The organism is Streptomyces sp. NPDC024632, from assembly GCF_055559175.1.
In genome coordinates this window covers 162,913-181,155 of sequence record NZ_JBVHLD010000005.1, presented here as the reverse complement: position 1 = coordinate 181,155, position 18,243 = coordinate 162,913, and the positions used below count along the sequence as shown (strand labels likewise).

Sequence of the window (18,243 nt, the reverse complement as noted above, 5' to 3'; positions counted from 1 at the left end):
CGATGGCCACCGCGACCGAGAGCGCGCACGCCGCGCTGCACGCCCGCCACCGCGCCGTCCTGCCCGACTGGCTGGCCACGTACTACGCCCGGCCGATCGAGCTGACGCACGGTGAGGGCCGCCACGTCTGGGACGCCGAGGGCAACCGCTACCTGGACTTCTTCGGCGGCATCCTCACCACGATGACCGCGCACGCGCTGCCCGAGGTCACCGCCGCCGTCGCCGAGCAGGCCGGGAAGATCCTGCACTCCTCGACGCTCTACCTCAGCCGCCAGGCCGTGGAGCTGGCCGAGCGGATCGCCCGGCTGTCCGGCATCCCCGACGCCCGGGTCTTCTTCACCACCTCGGGCACCGAGGCCAACGACACGGCCCTGCTGCTGGCCACCGCCTACCGCCGCTCCAACCAGGTGCTGGCGCTGCGCAACAGCTACCACGGCCGCTCCTTCACCTCGATCGGCATCACCGGCAACAGCGCCTGGTCGCCGACCAGCCTGTCCCCGCTCCAGACGCTGTACGTGCACGGCGGGGTGCGCAGCCGCGGGCCGTACGCGCATCTGACGGACGCCGAGTTCACCGCCGCGTGCGTCGCGGACCTGGAGGACATCCTCGGCCAGGCCAACGGCACGGTCGCCGCGCTCATCGCCGAACCCGTCCAGGGCGTCGGCGGCTTCACCTCGGGCCCCGACGGGCTGCTCGCCGCCTTCAAGCGGGTCCTGGACCGGCACGGCATCCTGTGGATCACCGACGAGGTGCAGACCGGCTGGGGCCGTACCGGCGACAACTTCTGGGGCTGGCAGGCGCACAGCGGCTCCGGCGCGCCCGACATCCTCACCTTCGCCAAGGGCATCGGCAACGGCATGTCCATGGGCGGCGTGGTGGCCCGCGCCGACGTGATGAACTGCCTGAACGCCAACTCCATCTCCACCTTCGGCGGCAGCCCGATCACCACCGCGGGAGCGCTGGCGAATCTCACCTACCTCCTCGACCACGACCTCCAGGGCAACGCCCGCCGGGTCGGCGGCCTGCTCAAGGCCCGCCTCACCGCCGTCTCCGCGGGCCTGGGCATCGTCCGCGAGGTGCGCGGACGCGGCCTGATGCTCGGCGTCGAACTGGTCGAGCCGGGCACCGACACCCCGTCCCCCGCGGCGGCCTCCGCCGTCCTCGAAGCGGCCCGCGCGCACGGACTGCTGATCGGCAAGGGCGGCCTCGCGGGGAACGTCCTGCGGATCGCCCCGCCGCTCTCGCTCACCGTCGCCGAGGCCGAGGAAGGCGCCGACCTGCTGGAGGCGGCCCTGAAACAGGCGCAGAGCGAACTCGCGGACCAGGCACCGGGCGAATCCGAAGGAGGGACCGCGCAGTGACCGCGACCCGTACCGTGATCCGCGGCGGCCTCGTCATCACCGCCGCCGACGAGATGCACGCCGACGTCCTGATCGAGGGCGGCAGGATCGCCGCCCTCGCCGCCCACGACAGCGACACCGCGGCGGGCTGGACCGCCGACACCGTCATCGACGCCACCGGGAAATACGTCATCCCCGGCGGCGTCGACGGGCACACCCACATGGAGATGCCGTTCGGCGGCACCACCGCCTCCGACACCTTCGAGACCGGCACCCGCGCCGCCGCCTGGGGCGGCACCACCACCATCGTCGACTTCGCCATCCAGGGCGTCGGCGCGTCGCTCCGCTCCGGGCTCGACGCCTGGCACGCCAAGGCCGACGCGCAGTGCGCGATCGACTACGCCTTCCACATGATCGTCTCCGACGTGAACGAGCACTCGCTCAAGGAGATGGACATCCTGGTCGAGGAGGGCGTGACCAGCTTCAAGATGTTCATGGCCTACCCCGGCGTCTTCTACAGCGACGACGGGCAGATCCTGCGCGCCATGCAGCGCGCCGCGGGCAACGGCGGCCTGACGATGATGCACGCCGAGAACGGCATCGCGATCGACGTCCTCGTCCAGCAGGCCCTCGAAGCGGGGAAGACCGACCCGCGCTACCACGGCGAGGTCAGGCACGCCCTGCTGGAGGCCGAGGCCACCCACCGCGCCATCCAGCTCGCCCGCGTCGCCGGCGCCCCGCTCTACATCGTGCACGTCTCCGCGCAGCAGGCCGTCGCCGAACTCACCGCCGCCCGCGACCTGGGCCTCAACGTCTTCGGCGAGACCTGTCCGCAGTACCTGTTCCTGTCCACCGACAACCTCGCCGAACCCGGCTTCGAGGGCGCCAAGTACGTGTGCAGTACTCCGCTGCGCCCCCGCGAGCACCAGGCCGCGCTCTGGCAGGGCCTGCGCACCAACGACCTCCAGGTGGTCTCCACCGACCACTGCCCGTTCTGCTTCACCGGGCAGAAGGACATGGGCGTCGGCGACTTCTCCAAGATCCCCAACGGCATGCCCGGCGTGGAGAACCGCATGGACCTCCTCCACCAGGGCGTCGTGGACGGGCACATCAGCCGCCGCCGCTGGATCGAGATCGCCTGCGCCACCCCGGCCCGGATGTTCGGCCTCTACCCGCGCAAGGGCACCATCGCGCCGGGCGCCGACGCCGACGTGGTGATCTACGACCCGCACGCCGAGCAGGTCATGTCCGCCGAGACCCACCACATGAACGTCGACTACTCCGCCTACGAGGGCAAGCGGACGACCGGCCGGGTCGAGACCGTGCTGTCCCGCGGGGTGCCCGTGATCGAGGGCCGGTCGTACGTGGGCCGGGCCGGTCACGGCCAGTACACGCCGCGCGGCATCTGTCAGTACCTGATCTAGCCCTCAGCCTCACAGAAGGAGCGGCGCCATGGACTTCGGCCTCGTGCTGCAGACCGATCCACCCGCCTCGAACGTCGTCGGCCTGATGCGCCGCGCCGAGCGCAACGGCTTCACGTACGGCTGGACCTTCGACTCCGCCGTGCTGTGGCAGGAGCCGTTCGTCATCCACAGCCGCATCCTCGACCACACCGACCGGCTCAAGGTCGGCACGATGGTCACCAACCCCGGCACCCGCACCTGGGAGGTGACCGCCTCCACCTTCGCCACCCTCAACTCGATGTACGGCAACCGCACGGTCTGCGGCATCGGCCGCGGCGACTCGGCGATGCGGGTCGCCGGGCGCAAGCCCAACACCCTCGCGCGGGTCGGCGAGGCGATGACCGTCATCCGCGACCTCGCCGAGGGCCGCGAGGCCGTGGTCGACGGCACACCGCTGCGGCTGCCGTGGGTCGAGAACGGCGAACTGCCGGTCTGGATGGCGGCGTACGGCCCGAAGGCGCTGGCGCTGACCGGCGAGAAGGCCGACGGCTTCATCCTGCAACTCGCCGACGTCTACCTCACCGAGTGGATGGTGAAGGCGGTACGGGACGCGGCCGAGAAGGCGGGCCGCGACCCGGCCTCGGTCACCGTCTGCGTCGCCGCGCCCGCCTACGTCACGGCCGACGACTCGCCCGAAGCCCTCGCGCACGCCCGCGAACAGTGCCGCTGGTTCGGCGGCATGGTCGGCAACCACGTCGCCGACCTCGTCAGCCGTTACGGCGAACACTCCGACCTGGTGCCGGAGGAACTGACCGAGTACATCGCCCAGCGGCACGGCTACGACTACGCGCACCACGGCCGCTCGGGCAACCCCGACACCGCCTTCGTGCCCGACGAGATCGTGGACCGCTTCTGCCTGATCGGCCCGGTCGACCGGCACCTGGACAAGCTGCGGGCCCTGCGGGACCTGGGCGTCGACCAGTTCGCGGTCTACGACATGCACGACGCGAAGGAGGCGACGATCGACGCGTACGGCGAACACATCATCCCGGTGCTGGGCTGAAGCGCGCGGCCGGGTCCCGGCGCGCGGCTGACCTGGGGGAGCGTGCCCGCGGCGGCAGCGCCGCGGCTGCCCGCACCCGTGGGACGGCCGTTGTCCACAGGGCGGGAACCGCGCGGCGCCCGGGTCTGATTGGATGGCGGCATGGGCAATGAGGTCGGTGCGGTATCGGGTGACGCGGCGGGCGCGGACGGCGTGGACGACGCACTGCTCGCCGCCGTCGAAGACGTGATCAGAGCGGTGGTCGCCGCCGAGGTGGTGCCGCGCTGGCGGCGGCTCGGCGACGACGACATCTCGCGCAAGAGCGGCCCGTACGACCTGGTCACCACCGCCGACCGGCGCGCCGAGGAACGGCTCACCGAAGAGCTGACCGCGCTGCTGCCCGGCTCCGTCGTGGTCGGCGAGGAGGCGGTGAGCGCCGACAGCGGCGTACTGGAACGGCTGGGCGGCGACGACCCGGTGTGGGTGGTCGACCCGGTCGACGGCACCTCCGCCTTCGTCCGCGGCGAGGACGGCTTCGCCACCCTGGTCGCCCTCGTGCGCGACGGCGTACCGCTCGCCTCCTGGACGTACGCCCCGCAGCGCGGCCTGTTCGCCACCGCGCGGCGCGGCCGGGGCGCGCATCTGGACGGCGAGCGGCTGCACACCCGCACCCCCGAGGCGGGCGAGCCGCTGCGGCTGTCCACCTCCAACCCGGTCTACCGCACCGGCTACGAGCGCGACGCCCTGACCCGGCTGGACGCCTCGGGCGCGGTCTGCACCCCCTGCACCTGCGCGGGCCTGGCCTACCTGGACGTGGCCCGCGGCGCGATCGACGCTGTCGCCTTCTTCTGGGAAGCGCCCTGGGACCACGCGGCGGGACTGCTGCTCGCCACCGAGGCGGGCGGCGTCAGCCGTACGGCGTCCGGCGCGCCCTTCTCGATCCCCGGCGGCAACGAACTGCCCTTCACCCTCGCCCGCGACGAGGCCACCGCACGGCAGGTCACCGAGCTGATGGCGGCCGGAAGGTGAGCCGCGCGGTCGTGGCCGACGCCGTCGTCGTCGGCGCGGGTCCCAACGGGCTGACGGCGGCGGTGGAGTTGGCCCGCGCCGGGCTCTCCGTGCAGATCTACGAGGCCGCCGACACCGTGGGCGGCGGCGCCCGCACCGAGGAGCTGACGCTGCCGGGCTTCCGGCACGACCCCTGCTCCGCCGTGCACCCCTTCGGCATCGGCTCGCCCGCCTTCGGCGCGCTGCCGCTCGCCGAGCACGGCCTGGAGTGGCTCCAGCCGGAAGTCCCGATGGCGCACCCGTTCCCCGACGGCACCGCCGCCGTTCTCGCCCGCACCGTCGGCGAGACCGCGGCCTCGCTCGGCGCGCGCGACGCGGGCACCTACCGGCGGCTGCTCGCGCCGTACACCGGTCACTGGGACACGCTCGCCGCGGACTTCTTCCGGCCGCAGTGGGCCGGGATACCGCGTGACCCGTACCGCTTCCTCCGGTTCGGCCTGACCGGCACGCCGCCCGCCGCCGTCCTCGCCCAGCGCTTCCGCGACCCCAAGGCGCGGGCGCTGATCGCCGGGCTCGCCGGGCACGCGATCACCCGGCTCACGCAGCCGTTCACCGGGGCGATGGCGATGATGTTCGCGCTCGCCGCGCACGAGAACGGCTGGCCGGTCGCCCGCGGCGGCTCCCAGGCCATCTCCGACGCGCTGGCCGGGCACCTCACCGAACTGGGCGGCGTCATCCGCACCGGCGTCACCGTCCGCAAGCTCGACGAGCTGCCGCCCGCCCGCGCCTATGTCTTCGACACCTCGCCGACCGCGCTCGCCCGGATCGCCGGACTCGGCGACGCGTACCGCGGCTACCGCTACGGCGCCTCCGTCTTCAAGATCGACTACGCGCTGGACGGGCCGGTGCCGTGGACGTCCCCCGACGCGCGGCGCGCGGGCACCGTGCACATCGGGCCCAGCTACACCGAGATCGGCGACGCCCTCAACCGGGCCGTGACCGGCCGCCCGCCGCAGACGCCCTTCCTCATCACCGCCCAGCCGTCCGTGATCGACCCCTCCCGCGCCCCCGAGGGCAAGCACGTCTTCTGGGCCTACGGGCACGTCCCCCACAACTGGCACGGGGACGCCACCGATGCCGTCGAGCGCCAGATCGAGCGCTTCGCGCCGGGCTTCCGTGACCTCGTCCTCGCCCGCGCCGTCACCGGGCCCGCCGGTCTCGCCGCCCGCAACGCCAACTATGTCGGCGGTGACATCGCCTGCGGCGCCTACTCCGGACTCCAGTCCGTCATCCGGCCCCGCCTCGCCGCCAATCCCTACACCACCATCCGCCCCAACCTCTTCCTCTGCTCCTCCGCCACCCCGCCCGGCCCCGGCGTCCACGGCATGCCCGGCCACCACGCCGCCCGCGCCGTCCTCCACCACCTCCGCCACGCCGCCCGCCGCTAACCCCGCCGCGCGGCGTTTTTCAGGGGCGCGGCGGCCTGGCGGTTTCTCTGCTGTGGGCGGCCCGCCGATCTTTTCAGGGGGCGCGGCGCCCGGGCGGTCACTCTGCTGTGGGCGGCACCCCGATCTTTTCAGGGGCGCGGGGAACTGCGCGCCCAGCCACCGCCGGGCTTTCAGCCCGAAAACACCCAGCAACTGCCCCGCTGGGGCCGGTATTTACAGCTCGCCACCGTTGGTGGCTGGCCGCGCAGTTCCCCGCGCCCCTAAGAACACGCCCTGCGCCAGCCCGGCGCGCAGTCCGGGTCAGGGGAGGGGGAGGCCGCGGCGGGCCTCGCGGACCAGGCGGGCCGCCGAGGCCACGGTGGCGGAAAGCTCCTCGGCCGAGAGCCCACTGCGACCGAGAAGAACGCCGACCTCGTCGGCGAACCCCGCGGGAGCCCCGGAAAGCACCGCGGCCGCGGGAAAGGCCCCCTTCTCGTTCAGGCACCACACCCGGTTCCAGGCGTGCAACGCCTGCGCGAGGACACCGAAGGCCCGCGACAGGCAGAGGGACACGTGCACGTGATCCCCCTTGACGGCCGACTTCGCGGCAGCGGCCACCGTGAACTCCGCCTCCCACGCGGCCTCGACCAGAGCCCGCCGCAACGCCTCGGGATACACCCGCGTCTCGGCCCGGAGCGCCGACAACTCCCCGTCGGTGTCGGCGAGTACGTGCCCGAGGGCGACCTCGCCCGGGTAACAGGGCGACCAGAAGCCGAGCGGGTGCCCCGGCTGGATACCGACCTCGTAGCGGCCCTCGCGGCAGTCCTGCCACACCCGCCGGACGCGGTCGACGTCCCGCAGGATCCAGTCGACGGCGACCCCGTCCACGCGCAGCCACGCCCCGGCGTTGACCCACGGCCCCCACCCGCCCGGCGCGGCCACCTCCACCGGTTCCCCGGTGAACTCCCGTGCGAGCGCGGCCAACGCGGCCACATCCGGCTCGCCCCGGTAGTACACCCCGAGGTCCCAGTCCGAGTCCGCCCGGTGCGTCCCGCGCGCACGGCTGCCCCCGAGCAGCACCCCGACCACCCCGGGCACCTCCCGAAGGGCTTGGGCCATGGCGACCACGGGAACGTCCGGCGCGGCGGCGAGGACTTCGGGCAACGGCGGCTGATCAGCATGCATGCCGTGACGGTACGGGAGGGCGGGGCGGCCCCGCGCGCCTATTTCCGCTGCCCGCGCGGTGCCCGAGGCGACGCCTTGCCACGGTGCCGCGCCGTACCTATTCTTACTCACCAGTAAACTTACTCTGGAGTCAGGAAGGCCCGACATGGCGGCGCTCGACGACATCGACCTCGAACTCCTCGACTTCGGCACGGTCGAGCCGAAGGAATTCGCGCGGATCGTACGGGATCTTCCGGCCCGCCGGATCGCGGAGTTCATGAACGGAGCGCAGCGCCGACGGGTCCTGGACGAGGTCTTCCACCGGATGGGCACCCTCTTCAAGCCGGAGTCGGCAGGCCGCCGCGACGCCCTGATCCGCTGGCGGATCACGGCGGGGGACGAGGCACCGGACGTCTACGAGACGCACATCGCGAACGGCGCCTGCGCGGTCACGGCCGAGGACACCGGACGTACGCCGCAGCTCACCCTCACGATGGCCGCGCCGGAATTCCTCAAGCTGGTCTCGGGCAACGCCTCGGGCCCGGCGCTGTTCTTCACCCGGAAGCTGAAGGTGCAGGGGGACATCCGGCTGGCCGGCGGCCTGACCTACTTCTTCGACATCCCCAAGCCCTGACCGCCCGCGGCCGCATACGCCCGTACGGCCGCGACCGCCGCCCGCTCGTACGGTCGCGGCTGCGCGTCCGGGCCGAGCACGGCGCCGGTGACCAGCCGGAACAGCAGGGCGCGGACGAGGAGTTGGGCCCACGCGTCGGGGTCGGGGACACAGCCGTCCCCGGCGGGGCCGAGCGCGAGGACCGCGGGCCCCGCCCCGTACCAGAGCAGCGCGTCGACCACCACGACGGCCGCCGCCCAGTCGGCGGGGTACCAGTACGGCGGCCAGTCGATGACCGCAGGCGGCAGGCCGTCCGCGAAGAGCACATTGCCCAGCAGGTCGCCGTGCACGACCTGCGGCGCCGGTGCGCCGGACGGCCCGAACGGGCGGCGTTCTGCGGCCAGTTGGGCGATGAGCGCGGCCACCTCGGCGTCACCGTCGCCCCCGTCGTCCAGCGGCGACTCCTCCCAGGCGACCCGGGCCGCGTACGACCACGGGCCCTCGCGCGTGTCGAGGAAGCCGGGGCGCGGTACGTCCGCGAGCGCCGCGTGGAAGGCGGCGGCCGTCCGCAGCACATCGGCGGGCCGCCCCGGGTCGGACCGGCCGGCCACGTACTGCCACGCCTCCCAACCCTCCGCCGTCCAGCCGCCGTTCGCCGCCCGGACCGGCCGCGCGACCCGGAAGTGCGGGGACGCGGGCAGCGCGGTCAGCACCTCGGCCCGCCACGCGGTCTCGGCCGCGAGCCCGGTCGGCTTGAGCACCACCTCGCCGTCCCGCCAGGTCTGCCCCTGCCCGCCCGGCAGCGGCACCGGCCGCCCCGGCGCGCCGAAGGCCGCGAGCACGGCGGCAGACGGCGGGACCGACCCGGCTGGCTGGGTGGATTCGATCATGAGGCAAAATCCTAGATCCGGGGTCGCGGACCCGGCGACGGATATACCGCGCGGCGGCACGAGCCGAACGGTTCGACGGCACATGCGCCGCAGGCGAACTCGCCTCGCCGACCCGGCCCCCGACCTCGGACACCTCCCCGACAGGCCCCGCCGCACAGCCGGTTGACGTGACGTCAGTTGACGCCCGCGCGGCGGCCGTTCTCCAGCTCCACAGGACCGGCGCCCGCGGCGAGGGCGGCCAGGGCCGCGTGGACACGGCGGGCGGCGCCCGGCGAGAAGTAGGAGTCGATCTCGTCGGCCGGGACCAGCTTCCAGGAGTCCAGTTCCTCCTCCTGGAGCCGTACCGCCGCCAGCCGCGTCTCGTCCAGCACGCCGCCGTCGTAGAGGTAGCTGGCCAGCGGCGGCCTGCCGGGCCCCGTCACCCAGTCGACGGCGAGCAGCGGGCCCGGCTCGATGTCCAGACCGATCTCCTCCGCGCTCTCCCGGCGGGCGGCCTGCCGCGGCGTCTCGTTCAGATCGGACTCGATGGTGCCGCCCGGCAGCGTCCAGGTCCCGTCGTCGCGGTAGTTCGGCTCGACGATGAGGATCCGGCCGTCGGCGGACCTGAAGAGGGTGTTCGCTCCCGAAATGATCTTCGGCAGCCCTGCGATGTACGTGGCGAAGTCGGTCGTCGTCATGCCGCCAAACCTACGACCACGGGCCGCGCGGCGGACTCGCGAACCGGTGATCGCGCGGTGACACAGCGCGGTGCCCATGGGCAGGCGGGCTCGGCCGGGATAGGGTCCCACCGGCGCGATGTTCCGTTTTCGGATGGGGAGTACGACAGTGTCCGACGCTGCAACAAGATCCACGGGACGTGTGCTGATCGCCGCGGACAAGTTCAAGGGCTCGCTGACCGCGGTGCAGGTGGCCGCGCATGTCGAGGCGGGGCTGCGCAAGGGCGCGCCCGGTGTGACCGTCACCTCCGTACCGGTCGCCGACGGCGGTGACGGCACCGTCGAGGCCGCCGTCACCGGCGGTTTCGAGTGCCGCACGGTACGCGTCATCGGACCGCTGGGCGAGCCGGTCGACGCCTCGTACGCGCTGCGTGACCGTACCGCCGTGGTCGAGATGGCCGAGGCGTCCGGCCTCCAGCACCTGCCGTCCGGCGTCTTCGCGCCGCTCACCGCGACCACGTACGGCACCGGCGAGCTGCTGAAGGCCGCGCTCGACGCGGGCGCCCGCACCATCGTGCTCGGCGTCGGCGGCAGCGCCACCAACGACGGCGGCGCGGGCATGCTCAGCGCGCTCGGCGCCCGGCTGCTGGACCGCGACGGCGCGCCCGTCGCGCCCGGCGGCGGCCCGCTGGCCGCGCTCGCCACCGCCGACCTGTCCGGGCTCGACCCGCGGCTGGTCGACACCGAGATCGTCCTCGCCAGCGACGTCGACAACCCGCTGCTCGGGCCCAAGGGCGCCGCCGCCGTCTACGGGCCGCAGAAGGGCGCCTCCGAGGCCGACGTCGCCACGCTCGACGCCGCCCTCGGGCACTACGTCGACGTCCTCGCCCTCGCCGAGGGTCCGACCGCCGCCGCGGCGGCCGACGCCCCCGGTGCGGGCGCCGCGGGCGGCATCGGCTACGGGGCCCTCGTCGGCCTCGGCGCCACCTTCCGGGCCGGTATCGACGTCATGCTCGACGTCCTCGGCTTCGCGGCCGCCCTCGACGGCGTCGACCTCGTCATCACCGGCGAGGGCTCCCTCGACGAGCAGACCCTGCACGGCAAGGCGCCGGTCGGCGTCGCCCAGGCCGCCCGCGCCCGTGACATCGACGTCGTCGCCGTCTGCGGCCGTCTCGCGCTCAGCCCCAGCGCCCTCGGCTCCGCCGGGATCCGCCGCGCCTACCCGCTCTCGTCCCTGGAACCGGACCCGGCCGTCTCCATCCCCAACGCCGGCCCGCTCCTGGAACAGCTCTCCGCCGAGCTGGCCCGCGACTTCCTGACCTAGCCAGCCCCAGCGCCAGCGCCAGCCCCCCAGCCCCAGCGCCAGGCGCAGGCGTGCGGAAACGACTGCGGCCCCTCCGCCGAGAGCGGAGGGGCCGCGGGCCGTAGCAGCGCACCGGGGGCTCACCCCGGAGACGTGTCAGCGCAGAGCGTCCGCCCTGGCCTCACGGCGATTGGCCCGCATCGTATTGACGCGGCGCGTGGTCGCGAAGCAGGGGATGACCGCCGCGGCCACGCACTGGAGGGCGGCGCCCGTCTGGAGGAGCAGGTGGCCGCCGGGGACGTCGAGGGTCCAGGCGGTCAGGCAGCCCATGCTGATGAGGATCCAGCCGAGGGTGATGACGGCGAGGCGTCCGCGCGGCTTGGGGTACTCCACGCGGCTCACCATGAGCCAGGCGACGCCGACGATGGCGACGACGGTGGGGATGAAGGGCAGTTCCAGCAGGACGACGGAGACGACCGTCATCGCCCCGAAGGGGCTGGGCATGCCCTGGAAGACACCGTCCCTGATCGTGGTGCAGGAGAAGCGGGCGAGCCGCAGCACCACGGCCAGGACGACCATCACCGCGGCGGCGGCCGACACCTTGCCGTGGGCGTCGTCGGCGACCAGACCCCAGACGACGACGAAGTAGGCCGGCGCGAGGCCGAAGCTGATCAGGTCGGACAGATTGTCCAGCTCGGCGCCCATCGCGGAGCTGCGCAGCTTGCGCGCGACCAGCCCGTCGAAGAGGTCGAAGACGGACGCGAGCAGCATGAGCGTCACCGCGGTGGCGGCGCTGTGCTTGGACATGCCGCCGACGGTGGTGCCCATCAGGTGCGGGACCAGGACTCCGGTGGTCGTGAAGTACACGGCCATGAAGCCACAGATCGCGTTACCGAGAGTGAGCGCGTCGGCGATGGACAGCCGGGTGGACAGCGGAAGGTCGGCTACCTCGTCCTCCAGCTCGGTGACCCAGTGCGACTGCGCCTGCACCGGAGTGTGAGTGTGGGCCTTTGCCTGCGTGTCGGGTTCAACCACGGTCAAGGCGAGTCACCCCAGCCGTGGTGGTCTGCCCGACCTCGACGTCGGGCTCGATGCCCTCCGGCAGGTACACGTCGACCCGCGAGCCGAACCGGATCAGGCCGATCCGCTCGCCCTGTTCCACCTTGCAGCCGCGCGGCACGTACGGAACGATCCTGCGCGCCACCGCGCCGGCGATCTGCACCATCTCGACATCGCCGATCTCGGTGTCGAAGTGCCAGACCACCCGCTCGTTGTTCTCGCTCTCCTTGTTGAACGCCGGTACGTATCCGCCGGGGATGTGCTCGACGGAGGTGACCGTGCCCGCGAGGGGCGCGCGGTTCACGTGGACGTTCAGCGGGCTCATGAAGATCGCGACGCGGGTACGCCCGTCCTTCCACGGCATGATGCTCTGCACCACACCGTCCGCGGGACAGATCACACGGCCCTCGGCGATCTCGCGCTCGGGGTCGCGGAAGAACCACAGCATGCCCGCGGCGAGCGCGGTGGCGGGGACGGCCACCGTCGCCCAGCGGCCTGAGCGGCGCGCGCGGACAAGGCTTACCGCCGCGGTGGCGACGGTCGGGAGGAGCCACGGCGACGCTCCGCGCGCGAGTCGTACGCCGACAAGGCCGTCGCGTGGTGCAGAGGAATGGCTGTGGGGCATGGAAGACCTTCGTAGCGGAGGGTGCCGCGAATTACTTCTGGGGACGGCGGCTTTAACCCGATGGTATCGGTTGACACGGGCAACTCGGCAAGCTCAAGGGCGAGTCGATGGCTGGTTCCCGTGCCGCGACGGCTCACGCAGTGTGACCTTCCCCTCGGGTAAATGTCAATAAATACGGACATTCTTCCTTCGGTTATCCCTGGAGACGATACTCCTCCAGCAGTCGCCGCCCGATGATCATTTTCTGGATCTCGGCGGTCCCCTCGCCGATCAGCAGCATCGGCGCCTCCCGGTACAGCCGCTCGATCTCGTACTCCTTGGAGAAGCCGTAGCCGCCGTGGATGCGGAACGCGTCCTCCACCACTTCCTTGCAGAACTCCGCGGCCAGGTACTTCGCCATCCCGGCCTCCAGGTCGTTGCGCTCGCCCGAATCCTTCTTACGTGCGGCGTTGACCATCATCCGGTGCGCGGCCTCCACCTTGGTGGCCATCTCGGCGAGCTTGAACTGGATCGCCTGGTGCTGTGCGATGGGTTTGCCGAACGTGTGCCGTTGCTGTGCGTAGGCGATGCCCAGTTCAAACGCCCGCTGTGCCACACCGCAGCCGCGCGCGGCCACATTGACCCGGCCGACCTCGACGCCGTCCATCATCTGGTAAAAACCCCGGCCGCTCTGTCCGCCGAGCACCCGGTCGGCCGGAACCCTCACGTCCTGGAGGATCAGTTCCGTGGTGTCGACGCCCTTGTAGCCCATCTTGTCGATCTTTCCTGGCACGGTGAGGCCGGGGACCGAGGCGTTGGCGCCGAAGCCGGGCTCCTTCTCGATCAGGAAGGTCGTCATCGACTTGTGCGGCGGCGCGTCCTCCGCCTGCCCCTCGTCGGTCCTGCACAGCACCGCGACCAGATGGGAAGAACCGCCGTTGGTCAGCCACATCTTCTGGCCGTTGACGACGTACGCGTCCCCGTCGCGTACGCCCTTGGTGCGGATCGCCGACACGTCGGAGCCCAGTTCCGGCTCCGACATCGAGAACGCGCCGCGCACGTCGCCCGCCGCCATACGCGGCAGGAAATGGTCCTTCTGCTCCTGTGTGCCGTGCTGCTTGATCATGTAGGCGACGATGAAATGGGTGTTGATGATGCCGGACACGCTCATCCAGCCGCGCGCGATCTCCTCGACCGTCAGCGCGTACGTCAGCAGCGACTCGCCGAGGCCGCCGTACTCCTCGGGAATCATCAGGCCGAAGATGCCCAGTTCCTTGAGCCCTTCGACGATGTCCGTCGGATATTCGTCGCGGTGCTCCAACTCCGTGGCGACCGGCAGGATCTCCTTGTCCACGAAGGAGCGGACGGTGGAGAGGATCTCCTTCTGGACGTCGGTCAGCCCGTCGGTCTGCGCGAGGCGGCTCATGACTCAGCTCTCTCCCAGCTCGGGACGGCCGGGCTGTTCCCCGCCGCGCTCCTTGATGTACGTGGCGGTCGGCACCAGCACCTTGCGGCGGAAGACGCAGACCAGGGTGCCGTCCTGCTTGTAGCCCCGGGTCTCCACCTCGACGATGCCGCGGTCGTTCTTCGACTTCGACGGGCGCTTGTCGAGCACCGTCGTCTCGCCGTAGACCGTGTCGCCGTGGAAGGTCGGCGCCACGTGCTTCAGCGACTCGATCTCCAGATTGGCGATGGCCTTGCCCGAGACATCGGGCACCGACATCCCGAGCAGCAGCGAGTAGATGTAGTTGCCGACGACGACATTGCGGCCGAAGTCGGTTGTCTTCTCCGCGTAGTTGGCGTCCATGTGCAGCGGATGGTGATTCATCGTGAGGAGGCAGAAGAGGTGGTCGTCGTACTCGGTGACGGTCTTTCCCGGCCAGTGCTTGTAGATCGCACCGACCTCGAACTCCTCGTAAGTGCGGCCGAACTGCACGTCATACCTCCAGCTTTTCCAGCTTGTTCGCGAGCCGGATCTCGTCCACGATCCGGCCGATGATCCCGGTGATTCCGAAGTCCTTCGGGGTGAAGACGGCCGCCACTCCGGCCTCGATCAGCGCCTTGGCGTCCGCCGAGGGGATGATCCCGCCGACGACCACCGGGATGTCGTCCACCCCGGCCCCGCGCAGCCGCTCCAGCACGTCCGGCACCAGAGCGGCGTGCGAACCGGACAGGATCGACAGACCCACGCAGTGCACGTCCTCGGCCACCGCCGCCGACACGATCTGCTCGGGTGTCAGCCTGATCCCCTGGTAGACCACCTCGAAACCGGCGTCGCGGGCGCGTACGGCGATCTGCTCGGCGCCGTTGGAGTGCCCGTCGAGCCCCGGCTTGCCGACCAGCAGCCGCAGCCGTCCGCCGCCCAACTCCTTGGCCGTCTCGGCGACTTTGCGCCGTACCTCGGCCATCGGACTGCCCTCCTCGGCGGCCACCGCGACCGGCGCGCCGCTGACCCCGGTCGGCGCCCGGAACTCACCGAACACATCGCGCAGCGCCCACGACCACTCGCCGGTCGTCACCCCCGCCCGCGCGCAGTCCAGCGTCGCGGGCATCAGATTGTCGGTGCCCGCCGCGGCCGAGCGCAGCGCGGTCAGCGCCTCCTGCGCGCGCGCCTCGTCACGCGCCACCCGCCAGTCGTGCAGCGCGGCCACCACCCGCGCCTCGTTGGCCGGGTCGACGGTCATGATGGCCGTGCCGAGGTCGGCGGTCAGCGGACTGGTCTCGGTGGACTCGTAGACGTTGACGCCGACGATCTTCTCCTCGCCGGACTCGATCCGGGCCCGGCGCTCGGCGTGCGAGGACACCAACTCCGACTTCAGATAGCCCGATTCGACCGCCGCCATGGCGCCGCCCAGCTCCTGGATGTGCTCGATCTCGGCGGTGGCGAGCGCCACCAGCTCCTCGACCTTCGCCTCGATCACATGGCTGCCGTCGAAGATGTCCTCGTACTCCAGCAGGTCGCTCTCGTGCGCCAGCACCTGCTGGATGCGCAGGCTCCACTGCTGGTCCCAGGGCCGGGGCAGCCCCAACGCCTCGTTCCACGCCGGGAGTTGCACCGCACGGGCGCGGGCGTCCTTGGACAGCGTGACAGCCAGCATCTCCAGCACGATCCGCTGGACGTTGTTCTCCGGCTGCGCCTCGGTCAGGCCGAGCGAGTTGACCTGCACGCCGTAGCGGAAGCGGCGCTGCTTGGCGTTCTCGATGCCGTACCGCTCGCGGGTGACGGTGTCCCAGATCCGGCCGAAGGCGCGCATCTTGCACATCTCCTCGACGAAGCGCACGCCCGCGTTCACGAAGAAGGAGATCCGCGCGACGACATCGCCCCTGCGCTCCTCCGGGACCTGCCCCGAGGCGAAGACCGCGTCCAGGACGGCGATCGCCGTGGACATCGCGTAGGCGATCTCCTGGACCGGCGTGGCCCCGGCCTCCTGGAGGTGGTAGCTGCAGATGTTGATCGGGTTCCACTTGGGGAGGTGGTTGACCGTGTACGTGATCATGTCGGTGGTCAGCCGCAGCGACGGGACCGGCGGGAAGACATGCGTCCCCCGTGACAGGTACTCCTTGACGATGTCGTTCTGCGTCGTGCCCTGGAGCGCGGTGAGGCCCTCCTCGCCGAGTCCTTGCTCCTCGGCGACCACCTGGTAGAGCGCCAGCAGCCACATGGCGGTGGCGTTGATGGTCATCGAGGTGTTCATCCGCTCCAGCGGAATGTCCTGGAACAGCCGCCGCATGTCGCCGAGATGGGCGATCGGCACGCCGACCCGGCCGACCTCGCCGCGGGCCAGCACGTGGTCCGCGTCGTAGCCGGTCTGGGTCGGCAGGTCGAAGGCGACGGACAGGCCCGTCTGGCCCTTCTCCAGATTGCGCCGGTACAGCTCGTTGGACGCCTCCGCGGTCGAGTGCCCCGCGTAGGTCCGCATCAGCCAGGGCCGGTCCTTCTGACGCCCTGTCATCGGGCGTCCCCGGCAGGGGAGTCGGGGACACCGGACGTCGCGTCGCGGAACAGGTTGATCGAGGGCAGGTGCTTCGCGCGCAGCTCCGGGTCGGTGACGCCCATGCCCTCCTCGGGGGCCAGCGCGAGGACGCCGACCTTGCCCTGGTGGAGATTGCGGTGCACGTCGTACGCCGCCTGCCCGGTCTCGGCCAGCGTGTACGTCCGCGACAGCGTCGGGTGGATCTTCCCCTTGGCGATCAGCCGGTTGGCCTCCCACGCCTCGCGGTAGTTGGCGAAGTGCGAGCCGACGATCCGCTTCAGGCTCATCCACAGGTAGCGGTTGTCGTACTCGTGGGTGTAGCCGCTGGTGGACGCGCAGGTGACGATCGTGCCGCCCTTGCGGGTGACGTAGACCGAGGCGCCGAAGGTCTCGCGGCCGGGGTGCTCGAAGACGATGTCGACGTCCTCGCCGCCGGTCAGTTCGCGGATCCGGGCGCCGAACCGCTTCCACTCGCGCGGGTCCTGGTGGTGCTCGTCCTTCCAGAACCGGTAGCCCTCGGCGCTGCGGTCGATGATCGCCTCCGCGCCCATCGCCCGGCAGATGTCCGCCTTCTGCGGGCTGGAGACGACACAGATCGGGGTGGCGCCGCCCGCCAGCGCGAACTGCGTGGCGTACGAGCCGAGTCCGCCGCTCGCGCCCCAGATCAGCACGTTGTCGCCCTGCTTCATGCCCGCGCCGTTGCGCGAGACGAGCTGGCGGTAGGCCGTGGAGTTGACCAGTCCGGGCGCCGCGGCCTCCTCCCACGTGAGGTGCTCCGGCTTGGGCATGAGCTGGTTGGACTTGACCAGCGCGATCTCGGCGAGGCCGCCGAAGTTGGTCTCGAAGCCCCAGATCCGCTGCTCGGGGTCGAGCATCGTGTCGTTGTGCCCGTCGGCGGACTCCAATTCCACGCTCAGGCAGTGCGCGACGACCCGGTCGCCGGGCTTCCAGGCGTTGACCCCGGCGCCGGTGCGCAGCACGACGCCCGCCAGGTCGGAGCCGATGACGTGGTACGGCAGGTCGTGCCGCTTGGCGAGCGGCGACATCCTGCCGTAGCGCTCGAGGAAGGAGAAGGTCGAGACCGGCTCGAAGATCGAGGTCCAGACCGAGTTGTAGTTGACCGAGCTGGCCATCACCGCCACCAGGGCCTCGCCGGGCCCGAGTTCGGGCAGCGGGACCTGGTCGAGGTGGAGCGAGGTGCGGGGGTCCTTCTCGCGGGTGGTGAGTCCGGCGAACATCTCGGCCTCGTCCTTGCGGACGGTGACGGCGCGGTAGGACTCCGGCAGCGGGAGGGCCGCGAAGTCGGCGGCCGAACTGTCAGGCGCGAGGATCGCGTCCAGGATTTCCTTCATGGTGTCTGACCTCCGGCGAAGCGTGCTGCTGCTGCGTTGACGCTGGGGGGAACGCAGGGGCGGATGGCTGGGGGTGCCGTCGTCGGTCCGGCGGGTACGGCGGTGGAACTGACCATGTGCGCGGTGGCGCGGGGATACCTGTGACGCAGGCGGGTCCGGGCCTTGGGGACAGTCGGCGTACGCGGGATATCCGTACGCCGGCCGCCCGGACTACCGTCACGGTATGGCACGCAGTGCCAGTCGTAAAGACACTGCGTGCCAAAAATTTGTCTCACGTGTCACCGGGACGCCACAAACGAGCGGCAGCGGGGGGGGGGGGGGGGGGGGGGGGGGGGGGGGGGGGGGGGGGGGGGGGGGGGGGGGGGGGTGGGGGGGGGGGGCGGGGGGGAGGGGGCGGGGGAAGGAAGA

The 18,243-nt window shown here is 71.6% G+C and carries 16 protein-coding genes; 7 read left to right on the top strand and 9 right to left on the bottom strand.

Translation table 11 applies throughout. The features are described 5' to 3' along the window. The first annotated feature begins 2 nt into the window (after positions 1-2). The 5 genes from ACZ37P_RS12480 (at position 3) to ACZ37P_RS12460 (ending at position 6,241) form a co-directional block, all read left to right on the top strand. Positions 3-1,361, top strand: coding sequence for an aspartate aminotransferase family protein (locus ACZ37P_RS12480; RefSeq protein WP_355339107.1), 1,359 nt, complete (start codon positions 3-5; stop codon positions 1,359-1,361). Next, a complete protein-coding gene (gene hydA / locus ACZ37P_RS12475) occupies positions 1,358-2,764 on the top strand; it encodes a dihydropyrimidinase (RefSeq protein WP_391049529.1) in 1,407 nt (468 codons plus the stop codon). The genes ACZ37P_RS12480 and hydA overlap by 4 nt, the downstream gene beginning before the upstream one ends. Positions 2,765-2,792: 28 nt before the next feature. Next, positions 2,793-3,806, top strand: a complete 1,014-nt coding sequence (locus ACZ37P_RS12470) for a TIGR03842 family LLM class F420-dependent oxidoreductase (protein ID WP_188281266.1) — start codon at positions 2,793-2,795, stop codon at positions 3,804-3,806. A 141-nt stretch (positions 3,807-3,947) separates the two neighbouring features. Further along, entirely contained in the window at positions 3,948-4,814 is an 867-nt protein-coding gene (locus ACZ37P_RS12465) for an inositol monophosphatase family protein (RefSeq protein WP_467346342.1), read from the top strand. A gap of 11 nt (positions 4,815-4,825) precedes the next feature. Then, the gene (locus ACZ37P_RS12460) at positions 4,826-6,241 is read left to right on the top strand and encodes a phytoene desaturase family protein (protein WP_467346555.1); all 1,416 of its coding nucleotides are present in this window, start codon (positions 4,826-4,828) and stop codon (positions 6,239-6,241) included. Positions 6,242-6,541: 300 nt separating this feature from the next. Here the strand turns inward: ACZ37P_RS12460 and ACZ37P_RS12455 are convergent, their stop codons facing one another. Further along, a complete protein-coding gene (locus tag ACZ37P_RS12455) occupies positions 6,542-7,405 on the bottom strand; it encodes a nucleotidyltransferase domain-containing protein (protein WP_402711627.1) in 864 nt (287 codons plus the stop codon). A 145-nt stretch (positions 7,406-7,550) separates the two neighbouring features. Between ACZ37P_RS12455 and ACZ37P_RS12450 the strand changes: the two genes are divergently transcribed. Continuing rightward, positions 7,551-8,018, top strand: a complete 468-nt coding sequence (locus ACZ37P_RS12450) for an SCP2 sterol-binding domain-containing protein (RefSeq protein WP_355339117.1) — start codon at positions 7,551-7,553, stop codon at positions 8,016-8,018. On the opposite strand, the gene ACZ37P_RS12445 is transcribed toward ACZ37P_RS12450, so the two are convergent. Then, positions 7,991-8,887 carry an aminoglycoside phosphotransferase gene (locus tag ACZ37P_RS12445; protein ID WP_467346340.1) on the bottom strand — a complete coding sequence of 299 codons (897 nt, stop codon included), beginning with the start codon at positions 8,885-8,887 and terminating at the stop codon, positions 7,991-7,993. The genes ACZ37P_RS12450 and ACZ37P_RS12445 overlap by 28 nt on opposite strands. A gap of 173 nt (positions 8,888-9,060) precedes the next feature. Then, complete coding sequence (locus ACZ37P_RS12440) at positions 9,061-9,564, bottom strand: NUDIX hydrolase (RefSeq protein ID WP_355339123.1); 504 nt, start codon at positions 9,562-9,564, stop codon at positions 9,061-9,063. Positions 9,565-9,697: 133 nt separating this feature from the next. Between ACZ37P_RS12440 and ACZ37P_RS12435 the strand changes: the two genes are divergently transcribed. Next, positions 9,698-10,867, top strand: coding sequence for a glycerate kinase (locus ACZ37P_RS12435; RefSeq protein ID WP_467346338.1), 1,170 nt, complete (start codon positions 9,698-9,700; stop codon positions 10,865-10,867). 135 nt (positions 10,868-11,002) lie between these two features. Here the strand turns inward: ACZ37P_RS12435 and pssA are convergent, their stop codons facing one another. From pssA to ccrA, 6 genes are all read right to left on the bottom strand, one after another. Continuing rightward, positions 11,003-11,836: a CDP-diacylglycerol--serine O-phosphatidyltransferase gene (pssA, locus tag ACZ37P_RS12430; protein WP_355339129.1), complete on the bottom strand. Its 834-nt coding sequence runs from the start codon at positions 11,834-11,836 to the stop codon at positions 11,003-11,005. Between the two features lie 37 nt (positions 11,837-11,873). Continuing rightward, complete coding sequence (locus ACZ37P_RS12425) at positions 11,874-12,530, bottom strand: phosphatidylserine decarboxylase (RefSeq protein WP_355339132.1); 657 nt, start codon at positions 12,528-12,530, stop codon at positions 11,874-11,876. Positions 12,531-12,723: 193 nt separating this feature from the next. Next, on the bottom strand, positions 12,724-13,935 hold the full coding sequence (locus ACZ37P_RS12420; RefSeq protein ID WP_355339135.1) for an acyl-CoA dehydrogenase family protein: 1,212 nt from the start codon (positions 13,933-13,935) through the stop codon (positions 12,724-12,726). Between the two features lie 3 nt (positions 13,936-13,938). Continuing rightward, on the bottom strand, positions 13,939-14,445 hold the full coding sequence (locus tag ACZ37P_RS12415; protein ID WP_355339138.1) for a MaoC family dehydratase: 507 nt from the start codon (positions 14,443-14,445) through the stop codon (positions 13,939-13,941). A gap of 1 nt (position 14,446) precedes the next feature. Next, a complete protein-coding gene (locus ACZ37P_RS12410) occupies positions 14,447-16,462 on the bottom strand; it encodes a protein meaA (protein ID WP_355339141.1) in 2,016 nt (671 codons plus the stop codon). Continuing rightward, on the bottom strand, positions 16,459-17,835 hold the full coding sequence (ccrA, locus tag ACZ37P_RS12405; protein WP_355339144.1) for a crotonyl-CoA carboxylase/reductase: 1,377 nt from the start codon (positions 17,833-17,835) through the stop codon (positions 16,459-16,461). The genes ACZ37P_RS12410 and ccrA overlap by 4 nt, the downstream gene beginning before the upstream one ends. Between the last annotated feature and the right edge of the window lie 408 nt (positions 17,836-18,243).

What these genes read in the sequence shown, in the direction of transcription:
- ACZ37P_RS12470 (WP_188281266.1), top strand. Translation starts at nt 2,793, where the DNA reads ATGGACTTCGGCCTCGTGCTGCAGACCGATCCACCCGCCTCGAACGTC.
- ACZ37P_RS12420 (WP_355339135.1), bottom strand. Translation starts at nt 13,935, where the DNA reads ATGAGCCGCCTCGCGCAGACCGACGGGCTGACCGACGTCCAGAAGGAG.
- ACZ37P_RS12480 (WP_355339107.1), top strand. Translation starts at nt 3, where the DNA reads ATGGCCACCGCGACCGAGAGCGCGCACGCCGCGCTGCACGCCCGCCAC.
- ACZ37P_RS12435 (WP_467346338.1), top strand. Translation starts at nt 9,698, where the DNA reads ATGGGGAGTACGACAGTGTCCGACGCTGCAACAAGATCCACGGGACGT.
- ACZ37P_RS12450 (WP_355339117.1), top strand. Translation starts at nt 7,551, where the DNA reads ATGGCGGCGCTCGACGACATCGACCTCGAACTCCTCGACTTCGGCACG.
- ACZ37P_RS12425 (WP_355339132.1), bottom strand. Translation starts at nt 12,530, where the DNA reads ATGCCCCACAGCCATTCCTCTGCACCACGCGACGGCCTTGTCGGCGTA.
- ACZ37P_RS12455 (WP_402711627.1), bottom strand. Translation starts at nt 7,405, where the DNA reads ATGCATGCTGATCAGCCGCCGTTGCCCGAAGTCCTCGCCGCCGCGCCG.
- ACZ37P_RS12465 (WP_467346342.1), top strand. Translation starts at nt 3,948, where the DNA reads ATGGGCAATGAGGTCGGTGCGGTATCGGGTGACGCGGCGGGCGCGGAC.
- ACZ37P_RS12440 (WP_355339123.1), bottom strand. Translation starts at nt 9,564, where the DNA reads ATGACGACGACCGACTTCGCCACGTACATCGCAGGGCTGCCGAAGATC.
- ccrA (WP_355339144.1), bottom strand. Translation starts at nt 17,835, where the DNA reads ATGAAGGAAATCCTGGACGCGATCCTCGCGCCTGACAGTTCGGCCGCC.
- ACZ37P_RS12445 (WP_467346340.1), bottom strand. Translation starts at nt 8,887, where the DNA reads ATGATCGAATCCACCCAGCCAGCCGGGTCGGTCCCGCCGTCTGCCGCC.
- ACZ37P_RS12410 (WP_355339141.1), bottom strand. Translation starts at nt 16,462, where the DNA reads ATGACAGGGCGTCAGAAGGACCGGCCCTGGCTGATGCGGACCTACGCG.